At 61.3% G+C, this 16,415-nt stretch carries 15 protein-coding genes and 1 other RNA gene; 5 read left to right on the plus strand and 11 right to left on the minus strand.

Features of this window, described 5'->3' with window-relative positions; translation table 11 throughout:
- Window positions 1-2 precede the first annotated feature (2 nt).
- The 10 genes from RHEC894_RS14560 to RHEC894_RS14605 all read right to left on the minus strand — a co-directional run bounded on the left by RHEC894_RS14560 (window position 3) and on the right by RHEC894_RS14605 (window position 9,418).
- Window positions 3-1,760: a penicillin-binding protein 2 gene (locus tag RHEC894_RS14560; RefSeq protein ID WP_085737795.1), complete on the minus strand. Its 1,758-nt coding sequence runs from the start codon at window positions 1,758-1,760 to the stop codon at window positions 3-5.
- On the minus strand, window positions 1,760-2,326 hold the full coding sequence (locus RHEC894_RS14565) for a hypothetical protein (protein ID WP_085737796.1): 567 nt from the start codon (window positions 2,324-2,326) through the stop codon (window positions 1,760-1,762). The genes RHEC894_RS14560 and RHEC894_RS14565 overlap by 1 nt, the downstream gene beginning before the upstream one ends.
- A gap of 1 nt (window position 2,327) precedes the next feature.
- Window positions 2,328-3,353 (minus strand): 16S rRNA (cytosine(1402)-N(4))-methyltransferase RsmH, encoded by a 1,026-nt coding sequence (rsmH, locus tag RHEC894_RS14570; protein ID WP_085737797.1) that lies wholly within the window; start codon window positions 3,351-3,353, stop codon window positions 2,328-2,330.
- A 17-nt stretch (window positions 3,354-3,370) separates the two neighbouring features.
- The gene (gene mraZ / locus RHEC894_RS14575) at window positions 3,371-3,808 is read right to left on the minus strand and encodes a division/cell wall cluster transcriptional repressor MraZ (RefSeq protein ID WP_085737798.1); all 438 of its coding nucleotides are present in this window, start codon (window positions 3,806-3,808) and stop codon (window positions 3,371-3,373) included.
- Between the two features lie 427 nt (window positions 3,809-4,235).
- Window positions 4,236-4,633: RNase P RNA component class A (gene rnpB, locus RHEC894_RS14580), an RNA gene on the minus strand.
- A gap of 55 nt (window positions 4,634-4,688) precedes the next feature.
- On the minus strand, window positions 4,689-5,864 hold the full coding sequence (locus tag RHEC894_RS14585; RefSeq protein ID WP_085737799.1) for an FAD-dependent oxidoreductase: 1,176 nt from the start codon (window positions 5,862-5,864) through the stop codon (window positions 4,689-4,691).
- 10 nt (window positions 5,865-5,874) lie between these two features.
- Window positions 5,875-7,062, minus strand: coding sequence for an FAD-binding oxidoreductase (locus RHEC894_RS14590; RefSeq protein ID WP_085737800.1), 1,188 nt, complete (start codon window positions 7,060-7,062; stop codon window positions 5,875-5,877).
- Window positions 7,063-7,163: 101 nt separating this feature from the next.
- On the minus strand, window positions 7,164-7,691 hold the full coding sequence (locus RHEC894_RS14595) for a lytic transglycosylase domain-containing protein (RefSeq protein WP_010068760.1): 528 nt from the start codon (window positions 7,689-7,691) through the stop codon (window positions 7,164-7,166).
- 261 nt (window positions 7,692-7,952) lie between these two features.
- Entirely contained in the window at window positions 7,953-8,714 is a 762-nt protein-coding gene (locus tag RHEC894_RS14600; protein WP_085737801.1) for an N-acetylmuramoyl-L-alanine amidase, read from the minus strand.
- Window positions 8,711-9,418 (minus strand): DnaJ family molecular chaperone, encoded by a 708-nt coding sequence (locus RHEC894_RS14605; protein WP_085737802.1) that lies wholly within the window; start codon window positions 9,416-9,418, stop codon window positions 8,711-8,713. The genes RHEC894_RS14600 and RHEC894_RS14605 overlap by 4 nt, the downstream gene beginning before the upstream one ends.
- Window positions 9,419-9,807: 389 nt before the next feature.
- Here RHEC894_RS14605 and RHEC894_RS14610 point away from each other — a divergent pair, with 389 nt between their 5' ends.
- The 3 genes from RHEC894_RS14610 to RHEC894_RS14620 all read left to right on the plus strand — a co-directional run bounded on the left by RHEC894_RS14610 (window position 9,808) and on the right by RHEC894_RS14620 (window position 12,763).
- Complete coding sequence (locus RHEC894_RS14610; RefSeq protein WP_085737803.1) at window positions 9,808-11,019, plus strand: pyrophosphate--fructose-6-phosphate 1-phosphotransferase; 1,212 nt, start codon at window positions 9,808-9,810, stop codon at window positions 11,017-11,019.
- Window positions 11,020-11,076: 57 nt separating this feature from the next.
- Window positions 11,077-11,712 (plus strand): LysE family translocator, encoded by a 636-nt coding sequence (locus RHEC894_RS14615; RefSeq protein ID WP_085737804.1) that lies wholly within the window; start codon window positions 11,077-11,079, stop codon window positions 11,710-11,712.
- Between the two features lie 115 nt (window positions 11,713-11,827).
- A complete protein-coding gene (locus RHEC894_RS14620; RefSeq protein ID WP_010067336.1) occupies window positions 11,828-12,763 on the plus strand; it encodes a lytic transglycosylase domain-containing protein in 936 nt (311 codons plus the stop codon).
- Window positions 12,764-12,801: 38 nt separating this feature from the next.
- On the opposite strand, the gene RHEC894_RS14625 is transcribed toward RHEC894_RS14620, so the two are convergent.
- Entirely contained in the window at window positions 12,802-14,226 is a 1,425-nt protein-coding gene (locus RHEC894_RS14625; RefSeq protein WP_085737805.1) for a serine hydrolase, read from the minus strand.
- Window positions 14,227-14,416: 190 nt separating this feature from the next.
- Here RHEC894_RS14625 and RHEC894_RS14630 point away from each other — a divergent pair, with 190 nt between their 5' ends.
- Both RHEC894_RS14630 and RHEC894_RS14635 read left to right on the plus strand, forming a co-directional pair.
- Window positions 14,417-15,661 (plus strand): DUF3419 family protein, encoded by a 1,245-nt coding sequence (locus RHEC894_RS14630; protein WP_010069631.1) that lies wholly within the window; start codon window positions 14,417-14,419, stop codon window positions 15,659-15,661.
- Window positions 15,658-16,332: a class I SAM-dependent methyltransferase gene (locus RHEC894_RS14635; RefSeq protein WP_010069632.1), complete on the plus strand. Its 675-nt coding sequence runs from the start codon at window positions 15,658-15,660 to the stop codon at window positions 16,330-16,332. The genes RHEC894_RS14630 and RHEC894_RS14635 overlap by 4 nt, the downstream gene beginning before the upstream one ends.
- The last annotated feature ends 83 nt before the right edge of the window (window positions 16,333-16,415 follow it).

The following is a 16,415-nucleotide window of genomic DNA, read 5'->3' on the forward strand; positions in this document are numbered from 1 at the left end:
ACTCAATAAGACACCAGCAAGGCCGATCCCCCTTCCCCGAATTTCGGCTCAATGCCGAGAATGGGGGCCGCGCGGCGGATGATCTCACGGGCGATCGGGCCGGCGGTGCCGGCGGAGATCGTTCCGCCATATTGCTTTTCGCCGGTCTTCGGCTCATCGCAGAAGGTGATCACGGCATATTTGGGATCGTTGATGGGGAATGCGGCAATGAAGGAGTTGAAGTTCAGCGTCGCCGAATAACGTCCGTTCACCACCTTGTCGGCCGTCCCTGTCTTGCTGCCGACGGCAAAGCCCGGCACGCGGGCGACGCGGCCCGATCCCTTGTATCCGTTGAAGTCAAGCAGATAGCGGATCTCGTCGCTGGTCGTCTTCTTGATCACCTGCGTCGCGATCTCATCGGCCTGTTCGCGCGTACGCGGCAGGAATGTCGGCTCGATCAGCTTGCCGCCGTTGACGAGAGCCGCGGCCGCCACCCCTGTCTGCAGCGCCGTCGTCGAGACACCGTGGCCGAAGGAAATCGTGATCGAATTAATCTTCTTCCAGACGCGCGGCTGGCTCGGCATCTTCACCTCAGGCAGTTCGGTCTGCATCTTCGTCAACAGGCCGAACTTGGTCAGATAATCCTTCTGCGCGTCGATGCCGACGATGTCGATGACGCGCGCCGTGCCGATATTCGAAGAATACTGGAAAATCTCGGGAACGGTCAGCCAGCGGCGCTGGCCGTGAAAATCGTGGATGGTGAAGCCGCCGATATAGATCGATTTGCTGGCATCGAAACTGTCGGTCATCTTCACCTTGCCGGTGTCGAGCGCCATGGCCAGCGAAAAGGTCTTGAAAGTCGAGCCCATTTCGAAGGTACCGTTGGTCATCCGGTTGAGCCAACCGTCCTTGGCGCCTTGCTGCGGCTCGTTCGGATCGAAATCCGGCGCCGACGCCATCGCCAGCACTTCTCCCGTATGCACGTCGATAACAGCGGCACCAGCACCCTTGGACTGGAAGTTGTTGACGGCGTTGACGACCGCGTCGCGGACGATGTTCTGCACACGAAGGTCGATCGAAAGCCGCACCGGCTCGAGAGGCTGATCGCTGGTCATGCCGACCGAAGCCAGGTCGGCAAGTCCCTGGTCGTCGATATATTTCTCCATGCCGGCGACGCCACGGTTGTCGATATTGACGTAACCGAGGATATGCGCGGCAGTCGAGCCGCCCGGATAGAAGCGGCGCTTCTCCGGCCGGAAGCCGATGCCGGGAATGCCGAGCGCCAGGATCTGACTCTGCTGCTTCGGCGTCAGCTGCCGGCGCAGCCAGGCGAAATGCGAGGTCTTGACCGATAGCTTCTTATAGGTGTCCCTGACGTCGAGCTCGGGCAGAACAGTTGCGAGCTTCTCCACGGCCTCGTCGGCATCGACGATCTTGTTCGGCTCGGCAAACAGCGAGACGGTGCGGATATCGGTCGCCAGCACCTCGCCGTTGCGGTCGAGAATGTCGGGGCGCGAAGCCATCAGCCGGTCCGGGGGCAGGATGCTGGAGACGACCTCCTGATCCTTCATCGCATATTCGACGAGACGGCCACCGATGATGACGTAGACGCCCATGAAACCGAGGATCAGCAGGCCGACGCGGCTTTTTGCCTGTCCCGATTTCTTCTTGCGGGTTCCCTCGATCGCCACGCCGGCGGAAGGGCCGCCGAAACGATTATAAACGCCGGCAGAAAAATGCGCCTGGCTCTTCAAAACCATGATGCGGGAAAGAAACGACATTATTCCACCGACCCCGTTTCGATCTCGTCTGCGTCTGCGTCATCCTCCGCCCCGCCGTCGGGCGCCACTGCGCCGTGCGGTTCCACTGCGCCGCGAGACGCAGGCGTCGGAACGGGCTGCGCCTTGGAGGCACCGGCCGCGCCCTTGGCGCTGACTACGGTCGCGCCCTTGGCGCTGGCTACGGTCGCGTCTTTGGCGCTGGCCACGGTCGCGCCCTTGGCACCGGTTGCGGTCGTGCCGCCGGCCTTAGCCTCCGTTACATCAGGCACGGGAACCTCGGATTTCAGCATCGGCAATTCCTTGGCATGCACGAGCGCCGTCGAATCCGTCGGCTGCAGCTGCAACTCGTCGCTATAGGCGTTGACCAGCCGCTCCAGACGGTTCGGCTGCGATTGCAGCGCCCAGTCGGCCTTGAGAAGGTCGATCGTATCCTCCTCGAGCTTGATCTCGGCTTCGAGGCGATGAACCTCCTCAAGCTTCAATTCGGCGCGATGCTTGATCGTATAGGTGACGGCGGCTGTGGCCGTCATAACGCCGATGAGCACGAGATCGAACGTTTTCAGCATATCAACCTCCAAGCTTTCCGAGACTGGCGAGATTGGGAAACCCGAAGAGCGACATATCCGCAGCCTCGGCAGCGGCATCCGTCCGCAGACCGGCGCGGAGCTTCGCGGAGCGGGCACGCGGATTGATCTGCGCCTCCGCCTCGCTTGCCGAAACCATCGGCTTGCCGACCGCGGCAAAAGTTGCCGCCCGCTCATGCGCGACCGGCAGATGCCGCGATCCCGAGGCCTTGCCGGCGCGGTCGGAGAAGAATTTCTTGACGATGCGGTCTTCCAGCGAATGAAAGGTGACGACGACGAGCCGACCGCCCGGCTTCAGCGCCGCTTCCGCCGCAAACAGCGCCTGGGCCAGTTCGCCGAGCTCATCATTGACGAAAATGCGCAAGGCCTGGAAGACACGCGTTGCCGGATGGATCTTGTCCTTCATCTTGCGCGGCGTGACGAGCTCGATGAGACCAGCAAGATCGCGCGTCGTTTCGAACGGCTTTTCCTCGCGACGCTTCTCGATCGCATGCGCGATGCGCGGCGACTGGCTCTCCTCGCCGAGAAAGTGAAAGATGCGGATGAGGTCAGCGACCTTGGCGCGATTGACGACATCGGCGGCCGAAACGCCTGTCGCCGACATGCGCATGTCGAGCGGCCCGTTCTTCTGGAAAGAGAAACCACGCTCGGCTTCGTCGATCTGCATGGAAGAAACGCCGATATCGAGCACGACGCCGTCAAGCCCGCCTTGCGGCACATGATCGGCAAGATGCGAAAATTGTGAATGAACGAGCTTGAGACGGCCGCCATGGGCGGCGACCATCGCCTGGCCAGCGGCAATGGCGCTCGGATCGCGGTCGAGCGCAATCACTTCGGCACCGGCCGCAAGAATGGCCGAACTGTAACCGCCCGCACCGAATGTGCCATCAAGGATGAGCTTGCCGGGTGCAGGCGCCAGCGCCGAAAGCACCTCATCGAGAAGAACCGGAATGTGACGAACCGGTCCACCACCGGCGTCAGCTGAACCTCCGCCAGGATTCGCCACCATTCCGTTCCCTCGCTCTTTCAGGAACGCTTGCCCGCCAGCTTGCGCTCCCCTCGTGCCTGCGCCTGCGCAGCCACAAAAGCCTGCGGCTGCCAAAGCTGAAAATGATCCGCCCGACCGACGAAGGTCACTTCGTCCGAGATGCCGGTGAAGCCGCGAATGAAATCCGTGACCATCAGCCGCCCCTCGGCGTCGAGCTTCATGAAGATCCCGCCCCCATGAATGAGAAGCGACATCTCGTTCGCGTCCGGCGAAAACGGATCCTCCGCAGCAATCTGCCGCTCGAATCTTTCGAGAAGATCCGGACCGCCGACGCTGATCGCCGGAAACACAAAGTCCTGAAAGCAATAGAGCTCTTGAACATTGCGCTGCGCCAGCACGGAACGAAATGCCGAAGGCACGGAAACCCTGCCCTTGGCATCGATCCTGTTGGTCGCGTTCGAAAGGAAGCGGCTCATCACACGAAACATCCGTTCCCGTAGGGATCCGGACCAAAAGACGCCCGAAACTCCCGATATCAGGCACAGCTTCGCAAGCCGGATGAGTAAGAACCCTTCCGACGCTTCCGGAGAGGAAGGCGCCTTTGCTTTGCGATGAGTGGGCAGGTGATTGCCCCGGTGCAGTGCACATTTGGGATAGCATGGGACCATATGGGCGTCAATGGGATACGCCCAGTTTGCAATGGACGCATGATCAAAAATTTATAAGCTGTTAAGTTTAACAAAGGGTTAGGATCACCACCCGCAAGAGGCGCGAAGACGCCACTTTCACAAAAAGAATTTTCGCCCGAAGGAACACATCAGCATCCCCTTGAAAGCGTTTTATTTCAGCGGCTTATATGAAAATTATCCCGTAATTCGGCGGTTGATCGCGCCACAAATGTTAATCGCCAGTTGGCCTGTAAGCCGGGTTCTGTATGGCTCCGGCGTGAACCGGAACGTGGCAGCCATTCCTCTGGGACAGCGTTCGCACGCTGCCTCGCGCAACCCACCCGGATGACTGGCCTGGAAACCGGCCGGAGGGCCTTTCGGCCTGCCGCGTCATCCCTATTCGGTCTTGCTCCCGGTGGGGTTTACCGTGCCATTTCCGTTGCCGGAGATGCGGTGGGCTCTTACCCCACCCTTTCACCCTTACCTGTCATGACAGGCGGTTTGCTTTCTGTGGCACTTTCCCTGAGGTCGCCCTCGCCGGACGTTATCCGGCACCGTGTTTCCGTGGAGCCCGGACTTTCCTCACCCTACCGCCTTTCGGCATTGGTAAAGCGCGGCTGCCCAGCCAACTGGCAGGGCTCCCATAAACGAGAGAGATGGCAATTGCTATCGAATAAATGATTATGAGTTAGCGAAATTGCGGTGTGAAATCCGTGGAGTAGCCCTGCTGGCTGATTCCGCCCGCCAAAAGCAGCTCGGCCCCAAGCCGGCCGATTTCATCCGAACTCTTGGCCGAAGTACCGGCACAGCCCGTCAGCACGGCGATCTCAGGCGAAGAGGTATAGCCGATCATCGGGTAGCCGCTTTCCGTCTGCGACACGACGCAGGCAGCCGTCGAAATCGAGAGCGGCACGATGTCGGGCACGAGATTTTCGACGATACGGGTAAGATGCCCGCGCACGCTGTCGCGCCCCTCGGTCTTGAACCAGGCACGCATCGCCGCATCGTCGCTAAGCGCCAGATCGTCCGGGTCGCCGCCGATCTTCAGGTAGAATTTGCCGTCGGGATAACGGATCGGCGGCAGCAGATAGATATGAATGTCGGGTGTTTTGAGAATGAGCGACGGCATCCCGGCAAGGCGCGCCGCATCGGCCTCGCTTACCCCGAAAAGCGTTACTGTCCGGCCATAAACCGTCATGGCAACCGGACGCGGCAACAGATTCTTCGCAATGGAAAATCCGCCCGCCGCCAGCAGCACCTTTTCGGCGCGATAGCTGAGACCGCCAGCGGTCCTGACCACAGCCGTCCCGCCCTCGCTTCTGATCGAGACGACATGGTCGCGGATCACAGCAGCACCCGCCTTTTCCGCCAGCAGCGACTGCGCCTTGACCAGCTTGCGCGGACTGACATGCCCAGCCCCCTTCGCCTCGAAGACACCGCCGCCGCCGTCAGGAAAGGCGAAGAAGGGAAATGCCTCCTTCAGCCCGCCCTCATCGAGAAAGCGGGTCTCGACGCCGAGCGAAATGGCCGCCCGCCGGGTTCTCTCGAGATAATCGCTTCCATCAGGCGCGACGACGACGCAGCCGGCCTCCCGATAGAAGTCGATGCCGCTCTCGCTCGCGATCTCGCCGTAACGGCCGATCGAGCGGTTGGCGAGCAGCGCCCAGTTGCGGTCGGGATCGATGGTGCGGGTGATGCGCCCCTCGTCGTAGTGGCTGGCGAAGACGCCCTGATGCGCCTTGCGATCCTCAGGCTCATCCGGGCCGATCACCGCCACGCCATCCGCTTGGCGCGCCAGATGCCGCGCAGCCGCAGCCCCCATCAACCCGCGGCCGACGACGATATATTTGAAATCGACTGCCATGATATTCCTCTCAAGAAAAGACGGGCGTCAACTCGCCGCCGAAGTCCTTGTCTTCAAGCGCGCCCTCCGCCAGAAGCAACGCTCCCAGCCGCCCGAGTTCGTCGGAGGATTTTGCCGCGACGAAATTGCCGCCGGTCAGCACCGCGACGCGCGGCGATTGCGTGAACCCGATATAGGGATAGCCGGTCGAAGTGAAATTCGCCACGCACGGCGCAGAAGTGACCGGGCAGCCGGCAAGCGCCGGCATCAGTTGCAGGGCGAGGCGGCAGAGATGATCGCGCTCGGCGGCGCTGCCGTCCGAACGGAACCATGCGCCGGCATCCTCCAGCCTGCCAAAGGAAAGCCCCTCGGTGTCGCCACCAAGCTTCAGATAGGTCTTGCCGTCAGGATAACGCACCGGCGGCAAGATATAGATATGATCCTCCTCCCGGTCGCCGAGCACGATGGTCGATGGCATATCGCCGAAGACCGCCATCTCGCGCTCACCTATTTCATAGAAGACGACCGTGCGCGCCATGACCCTGCTATCGACAGGACGCGGCAGCAGGGCATGAAAATTGCTGAAACCGCCGGCAGCGACCAGCACGCGCTCAGCGCTGTAACGTCTGTCGCCGGCCGTCACCTCGACATGGGAACCGACGTCGCGCACCAATGTCACGGTGGCCTCGATCAGCGAGACGCCACCCTGTTCGGCAAGCCTCGCCTGCGCCTGCACCAGCGCCCGCGGGTTGATGTGGCCGGCGCGCTTGCGCTCGAAATATCCTGTGAAATCGGGATCGACGGAAAGATAGGAAAAACGTTCGCGAAGTTGCGACGGCGCGATGGTCTCGATATCGCTGCCGAGCGTCCGGCTGACCGTCAGCGCCCGGTTGATATAGTCCTGCTCATCCTTTGGCGTCGGACCGGCAAAGAGGCAGCCGACCTCGGAATAAAAGGAAATGCCGCTCCTCGCCTCGATCTCGCGGTAGCGCTCGAGCGCGCGGGCGGCGAAGGTTCCCCAGGCCAGATTGCCGTCGAAGGTGCGGGTGATGCGGGCTTCGTCGTAATGACTGGCGAAGACGCCGTGATGGGCCTTTCGCTCTTCCGGCTCGCGCGGGCCGATCAACGCAATGCCGTCGGCCATCGACGAGAGGTGGCGTGCGGCAGCGGCACCCATCATGCCGCGTCCGATGATGATGAACCTGAAGTCGACTGCCATATCCCGCCTCGTTTCGCGAAGGTGGAGTATCACGGCAAGCGTCCTGATTCATATCGCAAAAATCCCGGGAAGGATTTTCACCGGGATGCGTCCGGCCACACTCAGTCGAGCATCGCCAGGACCTTGCCGCAATAGGTCTTCGACACCGGGTTCATGCGGGTTGCGGCATGGCCGGCATTGTATTTCAGGATGGTGTTGCAGGTCTGTCCGCCGCCGAGCTGATGGGCGGCCGCCAGGTATTTCATGCCGTATTTGATGTTGGTCTCGGGATCGAACAGGCCCTTCCGCGTGCCGGCATAGCCCATCATCCGCGCCGTCGCCGGCTTGATCTGCATCAGGCCGATTTCGCCGGCGCTGCCGCGTGCCTTCGGATTGAAGTTGCTCTCGACCCGCACGACGGCCTGGGCAAGTGCGACCGGCACGTTGTATTCAGCCGCATATTTGTTGATCAGTGCAGCATAGGGAATGCTGGCGGAGAAATCGGGCATGGCATAGCCGCTCTGGCGATCGACGGTTTTCAGCGGGATGGTTTGCGCCCTGACGCCCCAGTCATCGTTTGCCGAGGCAAAGCTATATCCCGCCAGCAGCATGCCAACGCATGTCGCAGCACCAACAATCATATTCTTCATAAAGTCTCTTCACTCCGACCCAAAGAATTGCATGACTGCGCGCCTCGCCGTCATCCGGTCGCACTCGATCAAGGACTGATCGTATTCCGCAACAATTCTTATCGTTTCATTTGGCGCTCATGGTTACACTTGAAAAAGCCGCGAGCGCTGTTCAGCGGGCGTTCTTAGACCATCGCAATGAGGAGATAATAGGGAAATGATGTGGCGGGAGGGATTTCTCGCCGGCCGGGAGAAATCCGCCCGGATATCCGGTTCTTCGGCTCAGGAATAACGCGGCAGCGCCGACAGCAGCCGGTGCAGCGTGTCGATCGTCGAGAAATCGGCGATTCCATCGACCCGTTCGGGCCGGAAGTGGCGCTGGAAAGCTTCCACGTCGCCCGCCGTCTTTTCGGAAAATTGGCTTGTGATCTCAGTGCCATAACCATAGAGCGACAGCATCGACTGCAGCGCTTCGACGGGCTGGCCGGCATCACCCCGCTGGAAGAAGCGCCCACCGGCGATTGTTGCCGGCTCGACCCAATGTCCGATGCCCGCCCGGTGGAGCTCGGCCCAGGGGAACTTTTCGCCCGGATCGACCTTACGAACAGGGGCGACATCGGAATGCCCAAGGACCCGTTCCGGCGCGATCGACCAACGTTTGACACAGTCGCGACACAATTCGATCACCGCGGCGATCTGCTCTTTCGGATAGTCGGGAAGCCCGCCGGGATGGCCGGCATTGGCGATCTCGATGCCGATCGACAGCGAATTGATATCCGTTTCGCCGTGCCAGCTGCTCTTTCCCGCGTGCCACGCTCGGCGCGTTTCCGGCACCAGCTGCACCACTTCACCATTCTCATGCACGAAATAATGGCTGGAGACCTGGCTCTCCGCGCGGCAGAGCCAGTCGAGCGCGCTGTCTGCCGTCGGCATGCCGGTGTAGTGCAACAGGACCATGTCTGGACGACGCCCGTCCGCCCGCTCGCCATGGTTCGGAGAAGGCTGCACACGGGCGCTTCTGAAGTCGGCCTCGAACGAGGTCATGCGGCGCGGCGTTCCTTCTCGATCGCCGCATAGGCGGCGTTCAACGCCGCCATGCGTTCATTGGCGATCACATGGAATTCCTTCGGCACCCCGCGCGAGATCAGCCGATCGGGATGATGCTCGCTGACGAGGCCATGATAACGGCGGCGGATGGTCGGGAAATCATCCGAGGGCGAGACGCCGAGCACCTTATAGGGATCCCGGCCGGACGAGACGTGGCGGGCGGCGATCTGCTCGAAGCGGGTCTCGCTCATCTCGAAGATCTCGCCGATATGGCGCAGGAAAATCAGTTCCTTCTCGTGGATCAGCCCGTCGGCCTTGGCGATATGGAAGAGGCCGTCGAGCACGTCTTCCAGCACCGTGCAATTGGCCGCACAAGTGACGCAGAGCGTCGAGAGTCGCTCGGCATAGGCTTCGTAGCCGGCCACATCCTGGCGTGCGAGATTATAGAGCCTGGCGACGTTCTTGGCCTGGTCCTCGGGAAATTCGAAGATTTCTCGGAAGGCTTCGACCTCCTTCTCGCTGACGATGCCGTCGGCCTTGGCCATCTTGGCCGAAAGCGCGATGATCGCCACGGAGAAAGCCACTTTGCGCCGGGTCTCGGGATCGCCTTCGAAAACCGTTCGGATAGCCTCGACCACCGCGGAAAGCGCATTGCCCGCGGTATTGCCAATGGCATTCAACAGTTTTTCCCAGAAGGACATCGAAAATCTCGCACATGCTTGTCAACTTATAGCAAACAGCTTGACCAAAGAATCGTAGCCTTTGCAAGGCGGCTATTGGTCGTAGGGCCGAACACAGTTTTCACGATTCTGTAATTATTGCATCGCAACAAGCGATCGATCCATTTCGCCTGATCGGCCGTGGGAGTTCCGCCCGCTCCATCCTCCTCAACGCTTAACCGTCAATTTCCACAACTGTTCCCGACAGGCAGATCGGGCTTGAAACGATTATATCGACGCTTCGCACCACCTTTACCGTTCAACCCGGCAGAAAGGCGCGTTTTCGTAAATTCTTTACTTTACAGGGCCCTTTCCCTGCCGCATCCATGCGCTAGCTAACGCTGCCGCACTGAAACACCATAGGAGGGATCATGGCCAAACAGAAAGTCGCAATGCTGACCGCTGGAGGCCTGGCGCCCTGTCTTTCCTCCGCCGTCGGCGGCCTCATCGAACGCTACAGCGACGTCGCTCCCGAGATCGATATCGTCGCTTACAAGTCCGGGTACCAGGGCGTATTGCTCGGCGACAGCATCGAGATCACCCGCGACATGCGCGAAAAGGCGCCGCTGCTGCACCGTTACGGCGGTTCGCCGATCGGCAACAGCCGCGTCAAACTCACCAATGCCGCCGATTGCGTCAAGCGCGGCCTGGTCAAGGAAGGCGAGAACCCGCTCAGGATCGCGGCCGAACGTCTTGCCAATGACGGCATCACCATTCTCCACACGATCGGTGGCGACGACACCAACACCACCGCCGCCGACCTTGCCGCCTATCTCGCCGCCAACGGCTACAATCTGACCGTCGTCGGCCTGCCGAAGACCGTCGACAACGACGTCGTGCCGATCCGCCAGTCGCTCGGCGCCTGGACGGCCGCCGAAGTCGGCGCGCATTTCTTCGACAATGTCGGCAACGAACAGACCGCCGCCCCCCGCACGCTCGTCATCCACGAGGTCATGGGCCGCCATTGCGGCTGGCTGACGGCTGCAACCGCCCGCGCCTACCTCCAGCGCACCAGCCGCAACCAGTATGTCGACGGCCTGATGATGGATGCGCATCTGAAGAGCATCGACGCCGTCTACCTGCCGGAGATGGCCTTCGACCTCGATGCCGAGGCCGCCCGCCTGAGGGAGAGCATGGACCGCAATGGCCACGCCACGGTCTTCGTCTCCGAAGGCGCCTGCCTCGACGCCATCGTCGCCGAGCGCGAAGCCGCCGGCGAGACCGTCAAGCGCGATGCCTTCGGCCATGTGAAGATCGATACGATCAATGTCGGCGCCTGGTTCCAGAAGCAGTTCGCCAGCCTCTTGAACGCCGAACGCTCTCTCGTGCAGAAATCGGGCTACTTCGCCCGCTCGGCGCCCGCCAATAGCGACGACCTCAGGCTGATCCAGAGCATGGTCGATCTCGCCGTCGAAAGCGCGCTCAACAAAGTCTCCGGCGTCACCGGTCACGATGAAGCGCAGAATGGTAAATTGCGCACTATAGAATTCCCGCGCATCAAGGGCGGCAAGGCTTTTGACCTTTCGACGGCATGGTTTGCCGAAGTCATGGACAATATAGGTCAGAAATACAAAGAAGCGTGATTGACGGATGGTTAATATGATGTCTTTGCTTGTTCCTGAGGAATAGGAGGAGACACCATGTCAGTTGAAGCCTGGCTCGCTTTTGCGGCCGCATCCGCCATCATGCTGGCCATACCGGGGCCGACGATACTGCTCGTCGTCTCCTATGCGCTCGGTCATGGACGCAGGACTGCGCTTGCGACGGTCAGCGGCGTGGCGCTTGGTGACTTCACCGCGATGACGGCGTCCCTCTTCGGACTCGGCGCCGTCCTTGCCGCCTCCGCCACCCTCTTCACCGTCTTGAAGTGGATCGGCGGCGCCTATCTGATCTGGCTGGGAATCAAGCTCTGGCGGGCTCCGGTGATCGGCGAACCGGTTGCAGACAACGACAACCTGCCGGAAGAAAAGTCGCTCAAGATCTTCCTCCACGCCTATATCGTCACCGCCCTCAATCCGAAGAGCATCATCTTCTTCGTCGCCTTCGTGCCGCAGTTCCTCAATCCGGCCCTGCCCTTCTTCGGGCAGATGGCGATCATGGAAGCGACGTTCCTCGTGCTGGCGATCCTCAACGCCTCCACCTACGCCTTTCTCGCCCATACGGCACGCGGCCTGATTCGCAAGGCAAGCGTCCAGCGCGCTGTAAACCGCACCGGCGGCACCCTGCTGATCGCTGCAGGCGCCGTAACGGCCGGGTATCGCCGTATTGCAGCCTAGAAATATTCCGTGGTTGCCGGAATGCCACGAATAGGTTAATGGGGTCGTCAGGGCTTAAGGTATTTAGTAACTTTTATACGCTGCCGGGGCGGCGCGATTTCACGAAAGTGGCGGAATGGTAGCGATCGGATTATCCGGCCTGAAACGCAGTCTTGTCGTTTCGACGATACTCTGCGGTGTGATGACGGGATGCGCGAGCGTCGAATACACCTCGCAGGCCGAACTGACAGCCGCCCAGACCGTGGTGCCGATGCCGAAACCAGGCGAGGATGCAACCCTCGCCGCGATCCCGACCGCCGAAGGTGCAATTGGCCCGGCAGGCACCGCCATTGCCCAGGCATCTCCCTCTCTGACCGCAACGGCGATGCCGGCCGTCACAGGCTCTCAGCCGGCCGATCTCACCACGCAGGCAGGCATTCAGCCGGCCGCCTATGCGCAGATCCCGCTGACGCCCGAGATGACGGCCATCCAGTCCGTGGTGCCGACGCCGCGCCCGGGAACCCCGGCGCAGCCGACAACGCAGCTCGCCTTTGCAGCGACACCGCAAAACAGCGCACTTGCTGCACTTGCCGCAGTCGACACCACGCCGCGTGCCAGCATGGACTACGGTTTCGACGAATCCGGGCCGATCGATCCGCCGACGGCGCCGCCTATGTTCAGCGACGACGACAAAGACGATGCGCCGACGGTCGAAAAGAGCTTCGTCACCAAGCTTATCCAGAAATATTCGAAGATCTACGAAATTCCCGAGACGCTGCTCCATCGCATCGTCCATCGCGAGAGCCGCTACAATCCGAAGGCCTACAACAAGCGCGGCTATTTCGGCCTCATGCAGATCAAGTACAACACCGCCAAGTCCATGGGCTATGACGGTGCGCCAGGCGGCCTCTTCGACGCCGAAACCAACATCAAATATGCCGCGAAATATCTGCGCGGCGCCTGGCTCGTCTCCGACAACAAGGAAGACGATGCCGTCCGCCTCTACGCGCGCGGCTATTATTACGATGCCAAGCGCAAGGGCATGACCGACGTCGCCCAGGGCAACTACTGACGCCAGATAATTGCTGAAACTGCGATCGAAGCTCCAGCCTATGGCTGTGGCTGCGCCTGTTGCGGCGACCCGGCCTGCTGTTGCGGCGCCCCCGATTGCGGCAAGGCCGCCAGGATCGCCTTGAGAAGCGTCTGCGGCTGATAACCGAGCCAGCCCGGCGTCAGGCCGAGCCTGATGACGACCAGATCGGCTGAAGGCACGATCGCCATGCTCTGCCCGTCATGGCCCGTCAGCCAAAACGTATCCTCCGGAAGCCCGAACTGAGCGCTCGAGCCGCCCGGCGCAAGCCAGGCCTGTGCCTGCGTATACCGCCCGTTCGAAGCCGCCGTCGGCGTGCGCATGGCGCCGACGAAACCTTCGGGTAACAGCCGCCGGCCGTTCCACACACCATCCTGTAGCAGGAACTGCCCGAAGCGGGCCCAATCATGCGCCGTCGCATAGAGATAGGAGCTTCCGGCAAACGTGCCGCGCGCATCGAGCTCGAACACGGCGCTCGTCATGCCGAGCGGCGCAAACAGCGCGTCATGCGGATAGGAGAAGGCCGCCTGTGCATTGCCGACCCTGTCCATCCAGATGCGTGACAGAAGCACCGCCGTACCGCTCGAATAGCGGAAACGCTGGCCGGGCGCTGCCTCCATCGGCGCATTGGCCGGCAGCGACACCATGTCGGGATCGAGGTAAAGCATCCGCGTCACATCGGCGACGTCGCCATAATCCTCGTTGAAGGCAAGGCCGCTCTCCATGCCGAGCAGATCCGATACCCTGATCTTGGCGCGCGCATCGTTCTTCCACTGCGCCAGCAGATGATCGTCGTCGAAGGAAATCTTGCCGTCGAGCATCAGTCGGCCGAGGATCGCAGCATTCACCGTCTTCGTCATCGACCAGCCGATCAGCGGCGTCTTTGCCGAAAATCCGGGACCATAGGTCTCGGCGACGATGCGGCCGTTGCGCACCACCACGATCGCCCGCATGGCCGGGCCGGCAAGTCGGGCATCGGCCAGCAGCGTGGCGATCTTCGCATCCGGCTGATCGCCGGCGCCCTCACCCTGCGGCCATACCGCGTCGCTGGTCTGCGCCCCGGCCGGCGCATCGAAAGGCACGGCATTCGCCGCCGCCTCGAAATTGCCGTCCGGCACGCTCGTGCAGCCGAAGGCGCCGCGATAGAGCGCATAACTCGGGGCAAACAGCCCCATGAAACGCGCCGTCACATGGTCGTTGTCGCGGTCGACACTGACGCGCACCAGCCGCAGCAGCGGATTTCCGGGCGCCTGGACGTCATCTTCGAGCACCTCCTCCGCCTCACGGCCTGATATGAAGACATTGGAGCAGACGATCTTGGCCGCATAGCCGTCACCGACACGCAGCAGTTCCGGCGGCTGAACGAAGAGCCAGCCGGCGACGGCGATGACGACGAGCACGACAAGGAGAGCAAGCCCTTTCAGAATACGCAGGACAAATCGCATGGCATTCCTCCATGCCGGGAGAGAAGCAGGAATCGCACGCGCCGGAAAGGGGCCGGACAGAAGAAGAGCCGTCATTGCGATCACTTTACCAGGAAGGCGCTCTCTCCGGAGAACGGTGCCCACAGCCCGCGTCATCAAACTGTAGCAGTGGCGCGCTACACGCCCTGAACGCTAAAAAGGTGACAGACTCATGTCAGAATTTGCACCGGATGCCGGCTTCCGCAAGAACCGGAAACTCAAGGACGCCCTGCTCCGCCACAAGGCTTTTTCGAAGGACGGTTTCTCCGAGCGTCTCTTCGGCCTTCTCTTTTCCGGCCTCGTCTATCCGCAGATCTGGGAAGATCCGGATCTCGATATGCAGGCGATGGAGCTGAAGCCGAACCACCGCATCGTCACCATCGGCTCCGGCGGCTGCAACATGCTCGCCTATCTCTCCAAAGCGCCGGCCTCGATCGATGTCGTCGACCTCAACCCGCACCACATCGCGCTGAACCGGCTGAAGCTTGCCGCCTTCAAGCACCTGCCTGTCCATGCCGATCTCGTCCGCTTCCTGGCGATGCCGAACGAGAAGTCGAACAGCCGCGCTTATGACCAGCATCTCGCTGCCAAACTCGATGAAGCAACCCGCAGCTATTGGAACGGCCGCAAGTTCGGCCGCCGCCGCGTCACGGTCTTCGACCGCAACATCTACGAAACCGGCCTGCTTGGCCGCTTCATCGGCGCAGCCCACCTTCTCGCCCGCCTGCATGGCGTCAAGCTGCGCGAAATGACCAAGACCCGCTCGATCCGCGAGCAGCGCCAGTTCTTCGAAGAGCAGATCGCGCCGCTGTTCGAAAAGCCGGTCGTGCGCTGGATCACCGGCCGCAAGAGCTCACTCTTCGGCCTCGGCATTCCGCCGCAGCAATATGACGAGCTCGCAAGTCTTACCGCCGATCATTCGATCGCACCGGTGCTGAAGCATCGCCTGGAAAAGCTCGCCTGTCATTTCCCGATGCGCGACAATTATTTCGCCTGGCAGGCCTTCGGCCGCCGCTACGGCACTGAAGAGGAAGGCCCGCTGCCGACCTATCTGAAGTCGGAACACTATGAGGTGATCCGCGCCAATGTCGACCGCGTCAACGTTCACCACGCAAGCTTCACCGAGCTTCTGGCCCGCGAGCCGGCTGCCTCGCGCGACCGTTACATCCTGCTCGACGCGCAGGACTGGATGACCGACGCGCAGCTGAACGACGTCTGGCGGGAAATCACCCGCACGGCGCGTGAAGGCGCGCGCGTGATCTTCCGCACCGCCGCCGAAAAGAGCATCATCGAAGGCCGCCTGTCTCCTTCGATCCGCGATCAGTGGGATTATTTCGAGGAGAAGTCGCGTGAGCTGACGGCGCTCGACCGCTCGGCGATCTATGGCGGCTTCCACATTTACGGGAAGAAGGCGTGAGCAAGGTCGGCACCGAGACGGCAGGAAACAGCAACGAACATGCCAGCCTGATGGATGGCATGTATCGCTACCAGCGCCATATATACGACCTCACCCGCAAATATTACCTTCTCGGCCGAGACAGTACGATCCGCAATCTCGACGTGCCGGACGGCGGCACCTTGCTTGAGGTCGGCTGCGGCACTGGCCGCAACATGGCCTTCGCCCATAAGCATTTCCCGACCGCCAAGCTCTTCGGCCTCGACATTTCCCAGGAAATGCTGATCTCGGCGCGCAAGACCTTCGCCACCAAGGCGACAATCCCAGAATTCCGGGTCGCTGACGCCACGGCGTACACGCCGCGCGAATTCGGCGTCAGCGGCTTCGACCGCATCCTGATTTCCTATGCCCTGTCGATGATCCCGGATTGGGAGCGCGCCGTCGATGCATCGATCGCCGCACTCAATCCCGGCGGCCAGTTGCACATCGTCGATTTCGGCCAGCAGGAAGGCCTGCCGCGCTGGTTCCGCCGCATGCTGCAGTCCTGGCTTACGAAATTCCACGTCACCCCGCGCGCCGATCTGCGCGAGGTCCTGGAAGCCCAAGCCCATGAAAACAACGCGAGATTGTTGTTTGAAACCGTCGGCGGCGGTTATGCCTGGCGGGCGGCTATTATCAGCAAGCGCTCATAATTCGCTTGAAACTAACCGATTTTTTACGTTGATATGGTGAAAAGAGGGTTATTCCTCTGCTGGACTCGTTTTCTCGAAGGTCA

It is taken from the genome of Rhizobium sp. CIAT894 (assembly GCF_000172795.2).
In the GTDB taxonomy this organism is placed as follows: domain Bacteria; phylum Pseudomonadota; class Alphaproteobacteria; order Rhizobiales; family Rhizobiaceae; genus Rhizobium.

Bases quoted from the DNA above. Each gene is read 5' to 3' on its own strand.
- RHEC894_RS14560 (WP_085737795.1), bottom strand. From the start codon at position 1,760: ATGTCGTTTCTTTCCCGCATCATGGTTTTGAAGAGCCAGGCGCATTTT.
- RHEC894_RS14565 (WP_085737796.1), bottom strand. From the start codon at position 2,326: ATGCTGAAAACGTTCGATCTCGTGCTCATCGGCGTTATGACGGCCACA.
- rsmH (WP_085737797.1), bottom strand. From the start codon at position 3,353: ATGGTGGCGAATCCTGGCGGAGGTTCAGCTGACGCCGGTGGTGGACCG.
- mraZ (WP_085737798.1), bottom strand. From the start codon at position 3,808: ATGAGCCGCTTCCTTTCGAACGCGACCAACAGGATCGATGCCAAGGGC.
- RHEC894_RS14585 (WP_085737799.1), bottom strand. From the start codon at position 5,864: ATGGCAGTCGATTTCAAATATATCGTCGTCGGCCGCGGGTTGATGGGG.
- RHEC894_RS14590 (WP_085737800.1), bottom strand. From the start codon at position 7,062: ATGGCAGTCGACTTCAGGTTCATCATCATCGGACGCGGCATGATGGGT.
- RHEC894_RS14595 (WP_010068760.1), bottom strand. From the start codon at position 7,691: ATGAAGAATATGATTGTTGGTGCTGCGACATGCGTTGGCATGCTGCTG.
- RHEC894_RS14600 (WP_085737801.1), bottom strand. From the start codon at position 8,714: ATGACCTCGTTCGAGGCCGACTTCAGAAGCGCCCGTGTGCAGCCTTCT.
- RHEC894_RS14605 (WP_085737802.1), bottom strand. From the start codon at position 9,418: ATGTCCTTCTGGGAAAAACTGTTGAATGCCATTGGCAATACCGCGGGC.
- RHEC894_RS14610 (WP_085737803.1), top strand. From the start codon at position 9,808: ATGGCCAAACAGAAAGTCGCAATGCTGACCGCTGGAGGCCTGGCGCCC.
- RHEC894_RS14615 (WP_085737804.1), top strand. From the start codon at position 11,077: ATGTCAGTTGAAGCCTGGCTCGCTTTTGCGGCCGCATCCGCCATCATG.
- RHEC894_RS14620 (WP_010067336.1), top strand. From the start codon at position 11,828: ATGGTAGCGATCGGATTATCCGGCCTGAAACGCAGTCTTGTCGTTTCG.
- RHEC894_RS14625 (WP_085737805.1), bottom strand. From the start codon at position 14,226: ATGCGATTTGTCCTGCGTATTCTGAAAGGGCTTGCTCTCCTTGTCGTG.
- RHEC894_RS14630 (WP_010069631.1), top strand. From the start codon at position 14,417: ATGTCAGAATTTGCACCGGATGCCGGCTTCCGCAAGAACCGGAAACTC.